The organism is Peptococcaceae bacterium 1198_IL3148 (genome assembly GCA_036763105.1).
In the GTDB taxonomy this organism is placed as follows: Bacteria; Bacillota; Desulfotomaculia; order Desulfotomaculales; family Desulfohalotomaculaceae; genus JBAIYS01.
Genome location: JBAIYS010000003.1, coordinates 217246 through 235942, shown reverse-complemented (window position 1 = coordinate 235942; position 18697 = coordinate 217246). Strand labels below are relative to the sequence as shown.

At 43.7% G+C, this 18697-nt stretch carries 17 protein-coding genes and 1 riboswitch; of the genes, 16 read left to right on the top strand and 1 reads right to left on the bottom strand.

From position 1 onward, the window contains the following. The first annotated feature begins 167 nt into the window (after positions 1 to 167). Positions 168 to 323 (top strand): hypothetical protein, encoded by a 156-nt coding sequence (locus tag V6C27_05020; protein ID MEG6615790.1) that lies wholly within the window; start codon positions 168 to 170, stop codon positions 321 to 323. Positions 324 to 387: 64 nt separating this feature from the next. Here V6C27_05020 and V6C27_05015 read toward each other — a convergent pair whose 3' ends face one another. Next, positions 388 to 1035 carry a hypothetical protein gene (locus V6C27_05015; protein MEG6615789.1) on the bottom strand — a complete coding sequence of 216 codons (648 nt, stop codon included), beginning with the start codon at positions 1033 to 1035 and terminating at the stop codon, positions 388 to 390. A 226-nt stretch (positions 1036 to 1261) separates the two neighbouring features. Here V6C27_05015 and V6C27_05010 point away from each other — a divergent pair, with 226 nt between their 5' ends. From V6C27_05010 to V6C27_04940, 15 genes are all read left to right on the top strand, one after another. Further along, positions 1262 to 1978 carry a hypothetical protein gene (locus V6C27_05010; GenBank protein MEG6615788.1) on the top strand — a complete coding sequence of 239 codons (717 nt, stop codon included), beginning with the start codon at positions 1262 to 1264 and terminating at the stop codon, positions 1976 to 1978. Positions 1979 to 2155: 177 nt separating this feature from the next. Beyond that, a complete protein-coding gene (locus V6C27_05005) occupies positions 2156 to 2920 on the top strand; it encodes a hypothetical protein (GenBank protein MEG6615787.1) in 765 nt (254 codons plus the stop codon). Between the two features lie 137 nt (positions 2921 to 3057). Then, entirely contained in the window at positions 3058 to 3477 is a 420-nt protein-coding gene (gene rnk, locus V6C27_05000) for a nucleoside diphosphate kinase regulator (protein ID MEG6615786.1), read from the top strand. A gap of 369 nt (positions 3478 to 3846) precedes the next feature. Continuing rightward, entirely contained in the window at positions 3847 to 4641 is a 795-nt protein-coding gene (gene yqeB / locus V6C27_04995) for a selenium-dependent molybdenum cofactor biosynthesis protein YqeB (protein ID MEG6615785.1), read from the top strand. A gap of 51 nt (positions 4642 to 4692) precedes the next feature. Then, complete coding sequence (locus V6C27_04990) at positions 4693 to 5721, top strand: molybdopterin-binding protein (GenBank protein ID MEG6615784.1); 1029 nt, start codon at positions 4693 to 4695, stop codon at positions 5719 to 5721. Positions 5722 to 5974: 253 nt separating this feature from the next. Next, positions 5975 to 7762 (top strand): indolepyruvate ferredoxin oxidoreductase subunit alpha, encoded by a 1788-nt coding sequence (iorA, locus tag V6C27_04985; protein MEG6615783.1) that lies wholly within the window; start codon positions 5975 to 5977, stop codon positions 7760 to 7762. 1 nt (position 7763) lies between these two features. Continuing rightward, positions 7764 to 8354 (top strand): indolepyruvate oxidoreductase subunit beta, encoded by a 591-nt coding sequence (locus tag V6C27_04980; GenBank protein ID MEG6615782.1) that lies wholly within the window; start codon positions 7764 to 7766, stop codon positions 8352 to 8354. A 1-nt stretch (position 8355) separates the two neighbouring features. Beyond that, positions 8356 to 9645: a phenylacetate--CoA ligase gene (locus tag V6C27_04975; protein ID MEG6615781.1), complete on the top strand. Its 1290-nt coding sequence runs from the start codon at positions 8356 to 8358 to the stop codon at positions 9643 to 9645. A gap of 118 nt (positions 9646 to 9763) precedes the next feature. Next, positions 9764 to 11326, top strand: coding sequence for a spore germination protein (locus V6C27_04970; GenBank protein MEG6615780.1), 1563 nt, complete (start codon positions 9764 to 9766; stop codon positions 11324 to 11326). Next, positions 11319 to 12506, top strand: a complete 1188-nt coding sequence (locus tag V6C27_04965; GenBank protein ID MEG6615779.1) for a Ger(x)C family spore germination protein — start codon at positions 11319 to 11321, stop codon at positions 12504 to 12506. The genes V6C27_04970 and V6C27_04965 overlap by 8 nt, the downstream gene beginning before the upstream one ends. Then, positions 12493 to 13581 (top strand): endospore germination permease, encoded by a 1089-nt coding sequence (locus V6C27_04960; GenBank protein MEG6615778.1) that lies wholly within the window; start codon positions 12493 to 12495, stop codon positions 13579 to 13581. Before V6C27_04965 ends, V6C27_04960 begins: the two co-directional genes overlap by 14 nt. Positions 13582 to 13652: 71 nt before the next feature. Continuing rightward, on the top strand, positions 13653 to 14276 hold the full coding sequence (locus V6C27_04955; GenBank protein MEG6615777.1) for a DUF2062 domain-containing protein: 624 nt from the start codon (positions 13653 to 13655) through the stop codon (positions 14274 to 14276). 237 nt (positions 14277 to 14513) lie between these two features. After that, positions 14514 to 15857 (top strand): hemolysin family protein, encoded by a 1344-nt coding sequence (locus V6C27_04950; GenBank protein MEG6615776.1) that lies wholly within the window; start codon positions 14514 to 14516, stop codon positions 15855 to 15857. A 373-nt stretch (positions 15858 to 16230) separates the two neighbouring features. Further along, positions 16231 to 17073, top strand: a complete 843-nt coding sequence (locus V6C27_04945) for a zinc metalloprotease HtpX (GenBank protein MEG6615775.1) — start codon at positions 16231 to 16233, stop codon at positions 17071 to 17073. A 110-nt stretch (positions 17074 to 17183) separates the two neighbouring features. Next, a complete protein-coding gene (locus V6C27_04940) occupies positions 17184 to 18521 on the top strand; it encodes a solute carrier family 23 protein (protein MEG6615774.1) in 1338 nt (445 codons plus the stop codon). 38 nt (positions 18522 to 18559) lie between these two features. Continuing rightward, a riboswitch (SAM riboswitch) is annotated at positions 18560 to 18650 on the top strand. The last annotated feature ends 47 nt before the right edge of the window (positions 18651 to 18697 follow it).

Below are 18697 nucleotides of genomic sequence, written 5' to 3'. Positions count from 1 at the left end.
AATATTGATACTGTTAGTCTATGCGCTGGTAAAATGTTATGTTACATAAAATGGAAGAGTAACCATAACCTGTTTGCTAGTAAGTACCAAATTAATCCCCCGCAGGGCCTTATACCAACCAAGACATCACCTGGAACCTAGGTACATTAGCAGCTGGCGATTTTGATTTGTTGACAGTGACCTCTGAAATAATTGATGTTACCACCGCGGCAGTGATTACCAACGAACAAGCCACAGCAACGGCCACCAATTTAGAAGACCCGGTCATTACCGGGCCATGTACTGTAAATGCTGTGCCACCTGGAAGTGGTATTAAACGATAATATTGCAAATAAGGGCGACAGCAAGGAGATTTCCTGCTGTCGCCCTCACATTGTATGGTGGTTATTATTCAGCCAAAGGCTGCACTTCATCGCGTTGGGGTGGGAGTATAGTGGGTGGTACACTACAACTCTTTGTTTGCACCGGCAACCGTTCCACCGGTCGCGAGTCAATGCCGGGTACTTGAATATTATGATCCCTAAACATTTTTACCTCGAAGATGAACTTGAATAATGTCTTAACCAGCGTTTCCGGTTGCTGATTGTTAGATTGGGGCTGGCAGCCAGCATTGTGACAATCAATTTTCTTTACCTTCACAAAGGTGCCGGCGCCATTGAGAAAATCAAAGGTGTTAATGTGTGAACCCTTTGCAGTTCTGAAATGATCTTTAGGCACCTTAATTACCACTTGGGATTTAAAGGTTTTGCTAAATCGCTCACCATTTATCGGTACAAAAATATACTCAGCATTGTAATTCAAACAAACCAGTAACTGGTTGCAGTCCATGGCAACAGCTCGACTGGTGATGTAAACATCTTTGCATTTAACATCACAATAAACGGCAGGAAACTTCAAAACGCTTTCTTTATATGCTTTTATGTTGCCAGTTTTGGCAAACACCAGTGGCACGCAGATGTCCAGTAGGTCTAGCATTTTATTATCTTTGCCGTCAACTTTTAGGTTTTTAATGACCTCACTCAGCAAAACAGACACTGCTCCGTTCCTCCTTCTAATGAAATAATTAACCAACTAGTACATATTATGGTTTTTTGTTGCAAAGAGTTACCTTAATACCAAAAAAAATCTATTTAATCTGCACCGTTGTGGGAAAATATACCAAAAATGTAGCGGTAACAACTTGGTACAAAATGTAATACCATGTAGTAATTGACAAGGCAAATAATGTCTTAATTGTAATTTGAAGGAGGATATAATAATTATGAGTGATGAACTTTTAACCAGACAAGGAACGGTGAGATTGTGTGCTGATGTAGATTATGCCATTGATAATCAATTGTTTTTTCCCTTTGTGGATGATTTTAATGGTGCCAAAGATGATTACAAAAATATTAAAGGAGTAATAAGAAAGCAAGATTATCAAAAGATAGACAATAACCGACTAGAATTTAAAAATGGCTTTGGCATTTTTAGCCCCTTTTTGGTGCTCCCCTCTACGGTGTGTGATTGCCAAATTGATAATGTAGAAGTGGTTAATAAAAGCGTGACATTTAACTGTGATCGATTGCTACTGTGTGTAGAGTATATTGTTTGCTTAAAACTATTTGACATAGAGCACCAGCCCCAGTGTCAAGAAATTAAGGCCTCCTTTACAAAAGAAATTGACCGCTATGACTTTGCTTACCTACCACCCTTTGGTAGTGGAAGCGGCATTGCACTATCAGATTTTTTAAGTGCCGAAGGTACCTGTGTCCACGTTACCCCGGTTTTTGATGCTGAAGACTGCTTTGTGGTCAGCTATGACGACTTCAGTGCCGTTTTTCTAACCTTCCCCTTTGAGGTGTTGGTTAAATTATTTAGAACTCAAAATGTGACGTTGCCGTTAATAACGCTGGGGCCGCCGGTGGAAAAAATAACCAAAACCATTGACCGCTGTAACACCTGTTTCACATCGGTGGCACAAAAAATTAAAGAGTAAAAGCCATTAAGTACTCTGACGAGGGCTGTTTGTGGTTTGAGTTTAATTAGCTCCCAAACAGCCCTTTTGTTGTTAAAAAGTAAATATAATTCTATGCCCAGTAACCACTTGCCATAATATTACATATTATGAAACATATAGCGGGCTGGGAGTGCCTGGAAATTAGGAGGTTGGATTATGATTAAAGAAAAAGAAAAAAACAGACAAGAGGCTACTGTAGCCATTTGTGCGGAAGTGGACTTTGCCATTGATGAACAGGAGTTTTACCCTTTTATCAACTTTGGTGGTGGACAGCTAATGACTTCCAAAGCAGAATTGGCTAAAGTTAAAGAAAGTTTAAAACATGGCAGCTATGAAAGGGCAGACAATAATTCTGTTGTGCTGGGCAATGGGTTTACTTTACCTCCCTTTGTGGTTTTACCATCGGTTGTGTGTGCCTGTCAAATTGACAATGTCGAAGTGGTTAAAAAAAGTGCAATATTTAACTGCGATAAAATGCAATTGTGTGTTGAGTACGTTGTCTGCATGAAACTTTTTGATAAAGACAATCGACCACAATGTCAAGAGTTTAGAGCTAGTTTTGTTAAAGCAATAGATCGTGATGATTTTGAATACTTGGCACCTTTCCCAACAGATGGCAATGATTTAGACATTTTGGGTGGAATTAGCTTAGCGGATTTTTTATCTGCTGAAGGCGCCTGTGTCAATGTAACTCCAGATTTTGATCCAGATGATTGCTTCGTTTTAAATCTCGGCAACCTGAGTGTTATCTTCCTGCTCTTCCCCTTTGATGTGCTGGTAAAATTGTTTAGAACCCATAACGTTGTGTTGCCATTGGTTGGTGGTGGGGCACGGGTAGAACGAATTCCTAAAGTTCTAGACCGCTGTAATTCATGCTTTGGTTTTGATGTTGGCGTAGCGGCTGAAAGTTGCAAAAAATAGTACTTAAATGCGACAACGAGCTGTATATTTCAGTTACCGTTGTCGCATTGGTTTTAATCGTTTACTTCCTAACAAATATTTTATATAATACTAATATATTCCAATAACAAAGTATTATTTGGCGGAGGTAATACGACATGAGTAATTCTAGAAGGATATATATCACTAAAGTGGATAAAGAAAGATTGGAAAAACTGATTAGTAAAGAAAGGGAGTTTAACCCCGGCAGTAGGGAATATTTAAAGGATTTGAGCAATGAGTTGGAAAAAGCTCAGGTGGTGGAACCCAAGGATATACCTTCGGATGTGGTAACCATGAACTCTAAAGTAGAGTTGGTGGATTTAGATGCCGATGAAGAAATGGTTTATACACTGGTATACCCTGAAGATGCTGACTTATCCCAGGACAAAATATCAATTTTGGCTCCCATAGGAACGGCCATATTGGGCTATCGGGTGGGGGAGATAGTTGATTGGAAAGTGCCCAACGGTGTGGTACAACTAAAAGTACAAGCAATTCTTTATCAGCCGGAGGCTGCCGGTGATTATGAACTGTAATGACAAAGAAAATTGTAGCTGCCCAGCCGTTAATGGAGTTCCCTTTAACGGCTTTGAGTGATCTAAAAAATTATTGTTTCGACTATAGGCATAAAAAAACCTGCCTTGTGGCAGGGCACAGAAGTTAATGCGTATAATCATGCAAGGTTATTTTGCCTTAGTATATAAAAAATATGCTTTACTCACTTGGCATATCATAAATTTCACAGCCAGCTGGCAAGGAATAATTGAATTAACAAGGCATACACTGTATTGTATGTCTTTTTTATCTAGTTACTGTTAATATTATTGCATTAAGCCTTTAAAGTAATTAGTATTAAATTGCGATAATTACTCAAGGGATATACTACTTAGGGGGCTTTAGATATAATGAAACGAACGGTTGTGGTAAAGGGTGCAGGGGATTTAGCCACTGGAGTGGCCCATCGCTTAGTGCGAAGCGGGTTCGCGGTGGTGATGACTGAATTGGCTCAGCCTCTGGTAATTCGCAGAACGGTGGCCTTTGCCCAGGCGATATTTTGCCAGCAGGTGACTGTGGAACAGATAACAGCAATTAAGACTAAATTTACAGGTATTAACTCGGCCTTAAATCAGGGCAAAGTACCGGTGGTGGTGGATCCAACGGCGGAGATTGTTAAGCAACTACAGCCCTGGGCGGTGGTGGATGCCATTATGGCTAAAATTAATGTTGGTACAAACATTAACGATGCCCCGGTGGTGGTGGGGTTAGGACCTGGGTTTACTGCCGGTAAGGATGTCAATTTGGTGGTGGAAACCATGCGCGGTCATTATTTGGGTCGGGTAATTACTGAGGGCCAGGCCATTGCGGATACCGGGGTGCCTGGTGATATTGGCGGTTATAATAAAGAGAGAATTTTACGGGCACCCTGTGCCGGGATATTTATAGGACACAGCAAAATTGGTGATCTAGTTAATGCTGGCCAGGTGGTGGCCTATGTGGATCATGAACCGGTTATTGCCACCATTTCTGGGGTGTTGCGAGGATTATTAAATGATGGCATTGCTGTTCCTGCGGGATTGAAAATTGGTGATATTGACCCCCGTTGTGCACCAGAACACTGTTTTACCATTTCTGATAAAGCCCGGGCCATTGGCGGTGGGGTTTTAGAGGCGTTGCTATTTTGCCAAGCAAGCCAGGTCTAAATTATTGTTATAGAAGTCTTTAGTCAAGGGGGCTAATCAGGGAGGCAGAAGATGACATTTAAAAAAGTAAAGGTGGAAGAGGCAGTGGGCATGGTGTTGGGTCACGAACTTACTAAAATTGTGCCCGGCAGTTACAAAGGGCCGGCCTTTCATAAGGGACATGTAATTACAGCAGAGGATATCTCTCATTTAAAGGATATTGGCAAAGAACATATTTATCTAATTGAGTTAACCGACGAGCAGTTGCATGAAAATGATGCTGCCATTCGCATTGCCCAGGCAGTGTGCGGCACCAATGTCCAATATTCTGTGGCATCAGAAGGGCGAGTTAATTTAATCGCCCAAGTGGGAGGATTGCTAAAAATAAATCCGGAGGCCGTTGCGGTCATTAACGCTGCCGGTCATATTGCGGTGTCCACTAAACACTCCAACATTGTTGTTAACCCTGGGGATTTGCTGGCTGCCGCTAAAGTGGTGCCGTTGGTGATCGATAAAAGTATTATCACAGAAGTGGAGCAACAAGCCAAGGTCTATGGAGAAGTGATCAAGGTTTTGCCATTGGCTAACCTGAAGGTGGCGGCAATAATTACCGGCAATGAAGTTTATTACGGGCGCATCGAAGACAAATACCGTCAGATACTGACTGAAAAGGTACAGCAATACGGGGCAGGTTTGGTGGAAACTGTTTACCAGCCGGATGACAGCGAGGCAATTACTAATACCATCTTAGATTTGAAGGCCAAAGGCATGGAGTTGATTATCTGTGCCGGCGGTATGTCGGTGGACCCGGATGACGTGACACCGGACGCCATTCGCGCCACCGGAGCACAGGTGGTTACCTATGGCTCTCCGGTGTTGCCGGGGGCGATGTTTATGTTGGCTTATTTGGATGATGATGTGCCGTTGTTGGGTATGCCAGCCTGTGGTATGTACTCCAAAACCACAGTGTTAGACTTAGTATTGCCTCGCATATTGGCCGGTGAAAAATTAATTAGGCAGGATATTGCCAACCTTGGCTACGGCGGTCTTTGTAGCAATTGCAAAGTTTGCCACTACCCCCATTGCCCCTTTGGTAAGTAATATCACAAAAACAACGTGACACAAAGTGTAATATATGTTAATATTTATTCTAAGTTAGTTGAGAGTTGTTGTTACCGAGCCTTAAAAATTACACATTGAGCAGAGTTTAGATGAGTAGAGCTGAGCCTAGGTTAAGGTGAGTGGAGTTTTATTATAGTTAATTAACCAGGCAATTTAGTTGCCTGGTTTTTTTGTGTTTTTATGTATTTCAAATACTGGCATAATTCTGTATTTCATATTGGAGGCTTAGACGATGAAAAAGTTATTGATGGGCAATGAAGCCATGGCTTATGGGGCGGTGGAAGCCGGGGTGCAAGTGGCAGCAGCTTACCCAGGCACCCCCTCTTCAGAGATATTTAGCACTTTGGCAGCCATGGCTGAGGATAACGGTATTTACGCCGAATGGTCAACCAACGAAAAAGTTGCGTTGGAAGTGGCGGCGGGGGCTTGCTACGCCGGCGCCCGGGCGTTGGTAACCATGAAACAAGTGGGTTTAAATGTGGCGGCTGATCCGTTGATGACGCTGGCTTATATTGGCATTAAAGGTGGTTTGGTGGTGGTGGTGGCCGATGACCCAGGCCCCCACAGTTCTCAAAACGAACAGGACACCCGCAAGTTTGCTCAATTTGCTAAACTGCCGGTATTGGACCCGGCCACTCCCCAAGAGGCAAAGGATATGATGGTGTCAGCCTTTGACATATCCGAACAACTGGGATTGCCGGTGATATTGCGGCCAACCACCCGCACTTGTCACGTTTGTCAGGATGTAACGGTCAGCCAACAGAGGCAGCAACATCAAGCCACTGGGTTTGAAAAAAGCCCCAAGTGGGTGATTTTCCCCAGCTTGGCCATTAAACAGCACATTTGGTTAAATCAGCAACAGCAAAAAGCAGCGGAGATTTTTTCATTGCTTCATTATAACACCGCCACATATCGGGGCAAAATTGGCGTGGTGGCCTGCGGCGTTTCTTATAACTATGTGAAAGAGGCCATCGCCAAACTGGGAGTAGAGCTTTCGCTACTAAAAATCGGTACTCCATATCCACTGCCTCAACAACTGGCGTTAGAATTTATGCAAAGGCACGATCGGATATTGGTGGTGGAAGAACAAGAGCCGGTGGTGGAAGACCAATTGATTAAACTGGCTTGGGAAAACCAACTGCCGCTGACCATAAAAGGTAAAGCCTTATACGTACCGCGGGAAGGGGAACTCAATGTAGACAAAGTAGCCCAAAGTATTGCCTCTTTCCTAGGCATAAAGTTGTCAAACAACCAAACCCTGCCGTTGCCGGCTTTGCCGATGCGGCCGCCGGTATTGTGTGCCGGTTGCCCACACCGCGCTTCCTTCTACGCCTTTAAACAAGTGGCGGATAAAGATGCGGTATTTGCCGGTGACATTGGTTGCTACACATTGGGCAATATGGCACCACTCAATGCCACAGATACATGCCTGTGCATGGGAGCCAGTGTTAACATTGCCAGCGGAATGCAACGGGTGGAACCGAAACGCCAACATATTGCTTTTTTAGGTGACTCCACCTTTTTCCATACCGGTATTCCAGGCCTAATCAATGCCGTTTATAATCGGGCCAACATTACGTTGGTGGTGCTGGATAACCGCACCACCGCCATGACTGGGCACCAGCCCCATCCCGGGTTAGGATGTACCGCCACCGGCCAGCAAACAGTTAATTTAGACATTGTTAAAATTGTTTCTGCCCTGGGGGTGGAGAAAGTATTAGAGGCAGACCCCTATGACTTAGCGGCGGCCAAAGCGGCAGCGGCAGAGGCCATCAACTTTGACGGCCCTGCGGTGGTGGTGATGCGCCGCCAATGCGTAGCGTTAAAAAACCGACCCAAACAATTGCCTAAAAAAATTAATGCCGAACTCTGCCTAGAGTGTCGGGTTTGTATAGAGGAACTGGGTTGTTCAGCAATCACTCTGCAGGATGATCAACCGGCGATAGACGTTAGCAGTTGCAGTGGTTGTGGCCTTTGTGCTCAGGTTTGCCCAGCCCATGCCATAGAGGAGGTGCGTTAATATGAAATTAGATATTGTGATCACCGGCGTTGGTGGCCAAGGCAACGTGTTGGCTTCGCGGATATTGGCCCAAGCAGCGCTGGATGCCGGTTATTCTGTGCGCACCTCGGAAGCCATTGGTATGGCCCAAAGGGAAGGGGTGGTAATGAGCCAAGTGCGCATCGGGGAAGACCTTAACGGTGCGGTGATACCCGATGGCACAGCAGATGTACTGCTGGGCTTTGAATTGGCTGAAACAGTTCGGGGATTGCCCAAATTAAAACCCCAAGGAACGGTGATTGCCAACAACAAAACTATTTATCCGGTAACGGCTGCTTTGGGCCTTTGCCATTATAACAGGGATCAGCTAATTGATTATATGCACAATAATGTTACTGATTTACATTTGTTTGACGCCACAGATTTAGCAGCCCAGGCAGGTACCACCAAGACCACCAACATTGTACTGCTGGGGGCGTTGGCTGCCACCAATCTGTTGCCCTTCACCAAAGACCATCTGTTGGGGCGGGTATTACAAGCGGTGCCAGCTAAATTTAAAGAGATTAACAGCCGGGCCTTTCAGTTAGGTTTCCAGGCCATGGAGGTGCAATAACGTGGCAGTGGCCATAGAGTCGATAAAGGAAAGCTTTGACTTTGAACAGTTGTATACTCAACAAGAACAAAGCTTGCAAAAGATGATTGATCTGGTATATCGAAATTCCCCCTATTATCGTCAAAAGTTAGATCAACATGGTATTAAGCCCGGGGACATTCGCACCATTAAGGATTTGGCTCGGGTGCCCTTTACCACCAAGGCGGAATTGCGGGAAACCTATCCGCTGGGTATGATGGCAGCGCCGGAAGAACAAGTGGTCCGCATTCACTCCTCATCTGGCACCACCGGCAAACCGGTGATAATACCCTACACCCAAAGGGACGTAGACACCTGGGCGGTGATGATGTCCCGTTGCATGCAAATGGTGGGGGTAACCAACCGAGACCGGGTGCAGGTGACACCGGGCTATGGTCTGTGGACTGCTGGCATCGGTTTTCAGGCGGGAGTAGAGAAGTTAGGTGCCATGGCCATCCCCATGGGCCCGGGTAATACTGAAAAGCAACTGGAAATGATGCAAGACCTGCAAACCACTGTGCTGTTGGGCACCTCCTCCTATGGGCTGCTATTGGCGGAAGAAATTTGCCGCCGGGGACTAAAGGATCAGCTGGCGTTGCGGATAGGCATTTTCGGTTCGGAACGCTGGGGTGACAAAATGCGTGCCCGCATTGAAGCTGATCTAAATATTGACACCTTTGACATTTATGGTTTGACAGAGATATATGGCCCCGGCATTGCTATCGATTGTCCGGAGCATAACGGCATGCATTACTGGAGTGACCATTTGCTGTTTGAAATTATTGATCCCGCCACTGGCCAGCAACTGCCCCCAGGTGTAGAGGGGGAATTGGTCATTACCACTTTAACCAAAGAGGGTTTGCCGCTACTGCGCTATCGTACCCATGACATTACCAGTATTAAGGTTGAACGCTGCAGCTGCGGTTCACCCTACCCATTAATGAGTAGAGTGTTGGGACGCAGTGATGATATGTGTAAAGTTAAAGGGGTAAATATCTATCCCGGTCAAATTGACTTTGTGTTACAAGAAACCCCCGGCGCCGGCAGTGAATACCAACTGGTGTTAACCAGAAATAAGGCCAAGGATAAAGTGACGGTACGCATCGAAGTGGAGACTGGTTATCAGCATAGCGAGGTGGCCGCCCATTGCCAGCGGCTAATCAAATCAAAAATCGGTGTTCTGGCGGACATTGAGACATTAAACTATGGTGATTTACCCCGCAGTGAGAAAAAAACTAAACGCGTCTATGATTACCGGGAAGCTGAATTATAATTGAACCTGCAGGCATCTCCTTTGTGGAGGTGCCTTTTGTTGTTCCATTGGATAAAATTGTTTTATTGTGCAAACGCTATACTGATTACCAATAGATTCTTTTATCCGGAGGCAAACAGTGTTTAAAAAAGTTATTAAGGACATCTTTGCCATCAAAAGTAAACCAAGTAAAACCAAAGGCGAAAATAGCAGTCATCCCGTCAGTGCTAACCTGGAGACTGTCAAGGCAGAGGTGCGCAAAGTTCTTGGCAATTCTACCGACTTGATATTAAGGGAACTGTTAATTGCCAACGGTGCTAGACCGGCACTGCTGGTTTTCCTAGAAAATATGGTGGATTTGGATATCATTAACGAAGCCATCATCGGTAAACTACAGATAGCCCCTAAGGAATCGCTAGATAACGCTGATAAATTGGCCAACTCAGCCTTGGCCACATCTAAAGTCACCGTTACCGACAATTTGGCCAGCGCTTTGCAACAGGTGCTCTACGGCAATAGCGTCATATTTGTTGACGGCTTTAACCAGGCGCTAGTGACAGAAACCATTGGTTATCAAAATAGAAATATTATGCCACCGCAAACCGAACCGAATATAGAGGGGCCTAACGATGGCTTGGTGGAATCGTTAAAGATTAACTTAACTTTGATTAGAAGGCGCTTGGTGGATAAAGATCTGCGTTTTGAACAATTCACCGTTGGCACCAGAAGCAACACCTTGGTGGTGGTGGGATATCTTGCAGGCGTTGCTGATCCCAGCATTGTAGCAGAAGTTAAACGTCGGTTGAAGGCCATCAAGATTGATGCTGTACAGGGTACAGAAACTATAATTGAATATTTCTTTGATAACCCGTTATCACTATTTCCATTGGTTTTAAAAACCGAACGGCCGGATAACGTTGTCTCTTGCTTGCTGGAGGGCAGAGTGGTGGTGATTGTCGATGGTTACCCCTTTGCCATCACAGTGCCCACTACCTTTGCAGAGTTTATGCAGGCCGGGGACGATTATTATCAGAATTTCTATTTTGCCACCTTTACTCGCATCTTGAGATACTTTACATTTGTTGCTACTTTAATCTTGCCATCTTTTTATATCGCCTTGGTCACTCACCACTGGGAGATGCTGCCAACGGCATTGGCTTTAACCATTGCCGGCAGTAGGGAAGGGGTTCCGTTTCCGGTGGTGCTGGAAGTCTTTTTTATGGAAGTAACCTTTGAAATTTTGCGGGAAGCCGGCGTTCGCCTGCCCAGGGCAGTGGGCCAGGCGGTTAGTATTGTGGGGGCACTGGTGTTGGGGCAATCGGCAGTACAGGCCGGGTTGGTTTCGCCATCGGTGGTGATCGTGGTGGCCTTTACCGGCATTGCTTCCTTTAGTATCCCCAAATACAACGCCACCGTTCCACTTAGACTATTGCGGTTTCCATTGATGTTTATCACCGCTCTGTTTGGCTTGCCTGGTTTAGTGGCGGCAACCTTGGCTATCTGGGGATACATGGCCGGCCTGACATCCTTTGGTGTCCCTTATCTGGCCCCTTTAACACCAATGCAGGGCAAAGATTTTAAAGATACCGTTTATCGCTTGCCTCGTTGGGCGATGGTTAACCGACCCCAGTCGGTACCATCAATGGATAGTAAAAGGGTCAAGCCATTCATTCCACCTGGGGGGGGGGATCAAGATGAATAGATTAACCAAGATTACTTTGCTAATACCGATCAGTCTTTGTTTAGTGTTGACGCTGACAAGCTGTGTTACCCATCGGGATATTGAACATATGAATATTGTTCTGGGGGCGGCCTTCGATTACAATCCCGACACTGAGCTATACCAAGTGCATGTGCAGGTGCCAAAAACCCAAGCCTTTGCCAAGGGTGAGGGTGCTCAGGGCAATGAAGAAAGTTATGTGATTTTTCATGGCAAAGGGGAAACCTTGTTTTTAGCTATCCGTGATATGGCCAAAAACGGTATGGTGTTTTTTTGGGGCCATTGTGAGAATTATGTAATTAGTAACCGGTTGGCAGGACATGGCATATACGAGTGCATCGACTTTCTAATTAGGGATGCTGAAATTAGGGGCGAAGCATACCTTTTGGTGTCAAGTGTGCCATTGGAGGAACTGTTATCACTGCCACGTGGGTCACAAAATGTACCGATGATGGCAATAACCCCTATATTGGAAGAAGGGTTAAATGTATACGGTAAAGGTATTAAGGTGCAGATAGATGATGTCTTTAATAATTTACTTTATGAAGAAAGCAGTCATCTGATTTCTTTGCTGGACGTGACACTGTCCGATTACCAAGCCAAAGAGGAAACAGACAAATTTAATGTTTCTGGGGCGGCAGTGTTTAAAGATGACACAATGATTGGTTCTTTGTCTCCGACAGAAACCAGAGGTTATAACTTTATTACTAATCAAATCAAGAACACGTTAATTAATATTGAGTTCAGGGGTGGTCGCTTAGTAATAGAAAATACAAATTCCTCTGTCAACGTCACCGTCACAGAAAACGGCAATGTGGGTCTGTTGGTGGAAGTTAAGCCTCGGGGCAATATTGGGCAATTTAATAAGCCCCTTAATCTGGAAAATCCCAATGTGATCGAGGAAATAGAAAATATTTATGCAGCGGCCATAAAAAGAGAGGTGGAAAGCACCATTGAGCGAGCGCAAATATTACAGGCGGACTTTTTGGGCTTTGGTCGGGAGGTGGAAATTGCCAATCCTGAGCTTTGGGCTGAGTTTAAAAAGCGTTGGCAACAAGAGATATTTCCGGAAATAGAGATAACGGTGACAGTTAAACCTACGGTTGTCCACACTGGGTTAGCGATTACCACAGTCCCGGAGGAAAAATATGCACAATACTAAAATTACCCCGAAACAGGCGACGTTTTTAGTGCTGGCTTGTACTTTGTCTTCAGTACATGTATTTTTGCCCAATGAATTGGCCCAATACACCGGTAGAGATGCTTGGATTTCTGCATTACTGGCGCCGTTTATTGGTTGTTTGATCTTTTTTATGGTTATTAAGTTAGGTTTGTTATTGCCCAACCACTCATTGGCAGGGATTAACAAAAAGTTATTGGGCAGATATTTTGGAGGGTTGATCACGTGTATCTATATTACAAGTTTTTTAGTCCTTTGCATTAGAAATTTAATCCAATTTGGTTTAATTATGTCAGTGGCCTTTAAACCGGAAAGTGTTCCCTATATATGGCATTTGATAGTTTTAATACCGGCATTATATGTGTCATTCTTAGGTATTTCAGTACCGGCCCGGATGAATGAAGTGATCTTGCCCATGGGATTAGGGTTGATTGTGATGCTGGTGCTGTTAAATATACCGAACATTAATCTAAAAGAATACTTACCGGTGCTACAGTACGGATATAAACCTTCATTGGTGGGAACCACCTTTATCGGAGGGCATTTAGCTTACTCAATCATTATTTTTGCGCTAATGCCTCTGATTAACAAAAAAGATAAGCTAATTAAATGCCAAATTATAATATTCGGTACTATAATTATGCTATCTTTGTTGGTGGCAACACTGAGTATTGCTATCCTGGGCTTAAAGTATGCCGAGACAGCGCTGTTGCCGACGGTTAGTATGATTAGAACCGTAGATATTGGCTTTTTTTCTCGGGTGGATGCAGTGATGATGATGGTTTGGCAGATGGGTTTTTTTATTGCTGTTGCGGTATTATTATATGCCGCCGCCAGCCTAACCAGAGACTTGTTTAATTTTAAAGGTTATCGGATTATACTGTTGGTTTACGGGTTGGTTGTGTTTATTGGCGCCAATATTTACATTACCAACGTTCCGCAGCTGAGGCAATTGTTTCTCCAACCTTTAACCATTTTACTTTACTTCCTGGGGTTGGCCATTCCTCTGCTGCTGTACATGTTGGCAAAATTAAAGGGTTATCCCAAAAGGGAGTAGAATTCTTTTTGTGTTCGCAGTGACAATAAATTAATTGTGTACAGCCATACTAAAATCAAATATAATATGGTTTGAACAACAATGTATTTCACAAAGGGGATGTTAATATTCTCAAAAAATTTAAAGCTAATTTACTAAAACTGATTAATATTAAAGACGACCCCAATAAGTTGGCCAAAAGTGTATCACTGGGATTTTTCTTATCTATTCTGCCGCTGCCGGGCTTAAATTTGCCAATCGGCATAGTGCTGGCTAAACTGCTTAAATTAAATATTGCCGCCACCTCAGTGCCAGCTTTACTAATGACCTATGTGTCCCCTTTTTTGTACGTTTTTAACTATAAAGTGGGAACTTTTTTTATTGCTTCTAATGAAAGACCACCTCAGGAATTTGCTGCAGGCCTAACCATTTGGGAAAAATTGGTGGACTTCTTTATCCATGCCGGTCCGGCTTACCTGCTGGGCTGTGCCATTAACGCCACCCTAGCGGCAGTAATGTCATACTTGTTGTTTTTGGTTATTTATAAAAATGCCAGTAAAATATTCACTAATGGGAAAAAAGTTAAGTCTATCAAATTTAAAAAAATTGCGGGCGTGCGGGCGCGGGTGGGCCGCATTAAAAACCCAAAGGTATTTAATAAATTTAAACGTAAAAGAAGTGTTTCATCCACAAATAGAACACATCAAACCTTATGATAGATCAATTGATGCAGGGGTTCAACTTGTTTGAACCCCTGCAATTTTTTGAGCAAGACTATGTAAGGCTGAGATAATGTGCCAGTGTCCGATGCTAAAGTCGCTAAATAAATGGCCAAGTCAATTTTGACAAGAAATTTAACCTTTATTAATGTATTATTATTTTAGTTAATCTGATAAAATAAAAATAGCAAGTTCTAGCTTGCTAATATATTATAAGGAGAGTGAACCCATATAATGGGTGACGACACGTCGTTTAGTATTATTATTTTGCTACAGATAGCGCTGGCATTATTGCTAGTTTTGTTAAACGCTATTTTTGTAGCAGCCGAGTTTGCTTTTGTCAAAGTACGGCCTACCCGCTTAGCTCAGTTGGTGGCAGAGGGCAACGTTCGGGCAAAATTGGCTCAAGATTGTGTTAACCACATTGATGCCTACCTTTCAGTTAGTCAATTGGGTATTACCATCGCCAGTCTTGGTCTAGGTTGGCTGGGGGAACCGGTGGTGGCCAAATTGTTAGAGCCAGTATTGTATTATTTTGGTGTTGCCACTCCGGCGGCAGTGCATTCAATTTCTTTTATCATCGCCTTTACATTGGTGACATATTTGCACGTGGTTTTTGGTGAATTGGTACCAAAATCATTATCTATACAGCGGGCAGAATCGGTTACGCTCTGGCTAGCCGCACCAATGCAGGTTTTCTATCGGTTGTTTTATCCAGGAATTGTGTTGTTCAATGGTACCGCCAATGGAATTTTACGTAAGTTGGGGGTGGAACCAGCCAGCGAGCATGAAGAAAGCCATAGTGAAGAGGAACTACAAATGTTGGTTTCAGAGAGCTATAAAGGTGGTCATTTAGATAAAGATGAATGGAGTTTGCTAAACAACGTTTTTGAATTTGAGAAGCGAGTGGTGAGAGAGGTAATGGTGCCCCGCCCGGAAGTTGTGTTCATGGATATACAAAAAAGTTTGGCAGAAAACATTGAAATTGCTCAGCAAAGCGCCCATACGCGGTTTCCGTTATGTGATCGGGATAGTGATAACGTTATTGGTTTGGTACACATCAAAGATTTATTTCGATTGAAACCCGGGTCTAATATAGAAAAAATTAAACGCAATATCATGATGGTACCCGAAGGTATGCCACTGGATGATTTGCTTAAAGAATTCCAAAAAAACCACCAGCACATGACCTTGGTGGTGGATGAATACGGCTGCACCAGTGGAATAGTTACAATGGAAAACGTGTTAGAGGAACTGGTGGGTGAAATACAAGACGAGTTTGACAAAGAACTGCCCCAGGTGGTTGCTGAAAATGAAGGCACCTATTTGGTGGATGGTCGCCTGCTGTTGGAAGAGGCAGTGGAAGTGTTAGAACTGCCAGTGGATGATGACGATGAGGAATATGACACTTTAGCTGGTTATGTTTTTGGCAAACTGGCTAAAAGGCCCAAAGTGGGCGACGTGGTAGAATTACCTAGCCATAGGTTTGAGGTTATAGAAATGGTGGGCCTGCGCATTAATCGCATCCGTGTCAAGATACTAAACGAAGGGTTTTATCAAGATAGACCGGTGGCTTAAATTAAATGGAACTCCTTTGTTGCAGTTTGATAGCTTTTGTCACGTGTTAAAAAGAACTGTAAAAAATAGTGCGATTCGGTATGAGGGAACTTTGGGCATTAACCTGGGGTTCCTTTTTTGAAACCACCATTTTTACCATCAAGTTTAACTGTACGGTTTTTTGTAAATGCTGTATAATAATTTACTAATATACAAATTAAGTCTTCCAAATCCAATGGGATGCAAAATCGGTATTATCTGGACGATAATATACCAACAATTGTGGATATAAATATACTTAGAGGCTAAATTAGATAGGTGTTGTAACATTACAAACCATTGATCACAACAGAATCAAAATTCACTTTATTATATTTATAAAGGAGAGGTGGATGTGAATACGCTAAAAACTTTTACTTTAATGGGTTTTTTAACGATTTTGCTCGTGTTTATTGGTAATGCATTCTTTGGTCAATCAGGTGCCATGATGTTTTTTATTATTGCCATGGCAATGAATTTATTTGGCTATTTTTACAGCGATAAAATGGCCATTAAAATGACACGTTCTTATCCAGTCTCTAGGGCAGAAGCTCCAGAGCTTTATGCACTGGTGGAGAATTTAGTCAAGCGGGCAGGAATTCCAATGCCAAGACTCTACATTACTCCGTCAGATCAACCCAATGCCTTTGCCACCGGTCGCAACCCACAAAATGCAGCGGTGGCTGTTACCGAAGGGCTTCTGCGGTTGATGAACCGTTCGGAATTGGAAGGCGTAATTGCTCACGAATTGGCCCATGTAAAAAACAGAGATATACTAATTAGCACCATCGCTGCCGGTCTGGCCGGTGCCATCAGTATGATGGGTAATGCCTTGCAGTGGGGGGCAATCTTTGGTATGGGGAGAAGTGATGACGAGGGAGGCGGTGGCATGATTGGTGGTCTGATTATGGCAATCATCGCACCGATAGCAGCAGCCATTGTACAAATGGCCATCTCCCGTTCTAGGGAATATGCTGCAGATGCCACAGGCGCTAAGATTGCTGGCTCGCCCGATGGGTTGTCTAACGCATTGCTTAAGTTACAAGCGGCTGCCCAACGGATACCAATGCAAGTGAATCCGGCTGCGTCCCACATGTTTATTATCAATCCGCTGTCCGGTGCCTCGGTGGCCAGATTGTTTAGTACGCACCCACCCCTTGAAGATCGAGTGGCCAGGTTGCGGGCCATGCGCAGTTAACTAGATATAGATTATTCCTCCTTATTAAGCTCCGGGTAAATATACACGGAGCTTTCACTATATTGCAGTTAACTTTAGTGGGCGTAATTTAGTTAATCTCAGTGCTTTTTATGTGGTTTGCCTTTATAATAGGGTTGGTGATGAAAATGGCTGAAATTAAATTAAAATATCGGTTGAATGAGGTGCCACCGCTGCCAGAACTAATGCTTTTGGGCCTGCAATGGCTGGCAGTGACCGTTCCGGTGCTAATCATTATTGGTAAAGTGGTGGCCGAACTACATTTTAACGAACCGTTAGAACAAATTGTTTACATGCAAAAGCTATTTTTTGTCGTGGCGGTAAGTTTGTTACTGCAGTTAATTTGGGGGCACCGGTTACCACTAATAGTTGGACCGGCAACGGCTTTACTGGTGGCCATAATTGCCAGTCAGGCCAGTGGCATGGGAGCAATTTATTCCTCTGTATTAATCAGTGGTGCTGTGCTTACACTGGTCAGCATCACCGGGTTGTTCAGTTATTTAAAAAAACTGTTCACCCCTAGAGTTGTGGCTACCATTCTAATTTTAATTGCTTTAACCCTTACCCCGACAATTATGAATTTAATTATAAATACTGACATGGCGGGGACTGCATTTTTAAACTTGTGTTTTGCGGTGGCTTTAGTGCTGGCGATGTTTGTGGCCAATCATGTGCTAATGGGTATTTGGAGATCAACGTTAATAGTATGGGCAACCATTATCGGTAGTCTGTTATATTTGCTGTTGGTGCCCCATTATCAATTGTTGACCATGAATGCAGAAATAGCTTTTGTTTCCACATTTTTTAGCAACTTTAACTTGGATTTAACCATTGAACCAGGGGTGTTGGTCTCTTTTTTAGTCTGCTTCTTAGCCCTTTCCATTAACGACTTGGGTTCCATCCAATCGGTGGGGGAAGTAATTAAGTCTGATCAAATGCCCCAAAGGGTGACCAGAGGGATTGCTTTTACCGGCTTGTCCAACGTATTATCTGGTTTGATGGGGGTTATCGGGCAGGTGAATTTTTCACTCAGTCCCGGTCTTATAGCTGCAACCGGCAACGCCTCCAGGTTTACTTTAATACCCACCGGCCTCGGACTATTGTTGATATCATTTTTGCCCAAGGTTATTGCCTTTATGGGCAGTATTCCTTCTGCGGTGGTGGGGGCCACAATGATTTATCTAATGTGTTCACAAATATCCGCAGGATTATTGGTGGTATATAATGGTACAAAAACTATTAATTTTGAAAGCGGCTTAGTGATAGGGCTGCCTTTAATGTTAAGTATTATTGTATCAATTTTGCCGACGGAAACTTTAGCTGCCTTTCCAACATTGGCCAGGCCAATTATCGGCAATGGTTTTGTGGTGGGTGTGTTGGCGGTGCTGCTAATGGAACATATTATTTATCGAGATAAAACAGCTGATTAACTGTGCTATTTATGGTATAATAAACTTAATTTAATAAGAAGCTATCAAGAGCAGGCGAGGGAGTTAGCCCGTTGAACCTGCAGCAACCTGTTATAAAAGGCAAGGTGCTAAAGCTAACAGCGATAGGTGTAATAAGAGGATTATCACACCCTTCTTGCTTGTTGGCGGGAAAGGTG

Excerpts from the sequence above, each read along its gene's own strand:
- V6C27_05010 (MEG6615788.1), top strand. The coding sequence starts at position 1,262 with ATGAGTGATGAACTTTTAACCAGACAAGGAACGGTGAGATTGTGTGCT.
- V6C27_05005 (MEG6615787.1), top strand. The coding sequence starts at position 2,156 with ATGATTAAAGAAAAAGAAAAAAACAGACAAGAGGCTACTGTAGCCATT.
- rnk (MEG6615786.1), top strand. The coding sequence starts at position 3,058 with ATGAGTAATTCTAGAAGGATATATATCACTAAAGTGGATAAAGAAAGA.
- yqeB (MEG6615785.1), top strand. The coding sequence starts at position 3,847 with ATGAAACGAACGGTTGTGGTAAAGGGTGCAGGGGATTTAGCCACTGGA.
- V6C27_04990 (MEG6615784.1), top strand. The coding sequence starts at position 4,693 with ATGACATTTAAAAAAGTAAAGGTGGAAGAGGCAGTGGGCATGGTGTTG.
- iorA (MEG6615783.1), top strand. The coding sequence starts at position 5,975 with ATGAAAAAGTTATTGATGGGCAATGAAGCCATGGCTTATGGGGCGGTG.
- V6C27_04980 (MEG6615782.1), top strand. The coding sequence starts at position 7,764 with ATGAAATTAGATATTGTGATCACCGGCGTTGGTGGCCAAGGCAACGTG.
- V6C27_04965 (MEG6615779.1), top strand. The coding sequence starts at position 11,319 with ATGAATAGATTAACCAAGATTACTTTGCTAATACCGATCAGTCTTTGT.
- V6C27_04960 (MEG6615778.1), top strand. The coding sequence starts at position 12,493 with ATGCACAATACTAAAATTACCCCGAAACAGGCGACGTTTTTAGTGCTG.
- V6C27_04950 (MEG6615776.1), top strand. The coding sequence starts at position 14,514 with ATGGGTGACGACACGTCGTTTAGTATTATTATTTTGCTACAGATAGCG.
- V6C27_04940 (MEG6615774.1), top strand. The coding sequence starts at position 17,184 with ATGTGGTTTGCCTTTATAATAGGGTTGGTGATGAAAATGGCTGAAATT.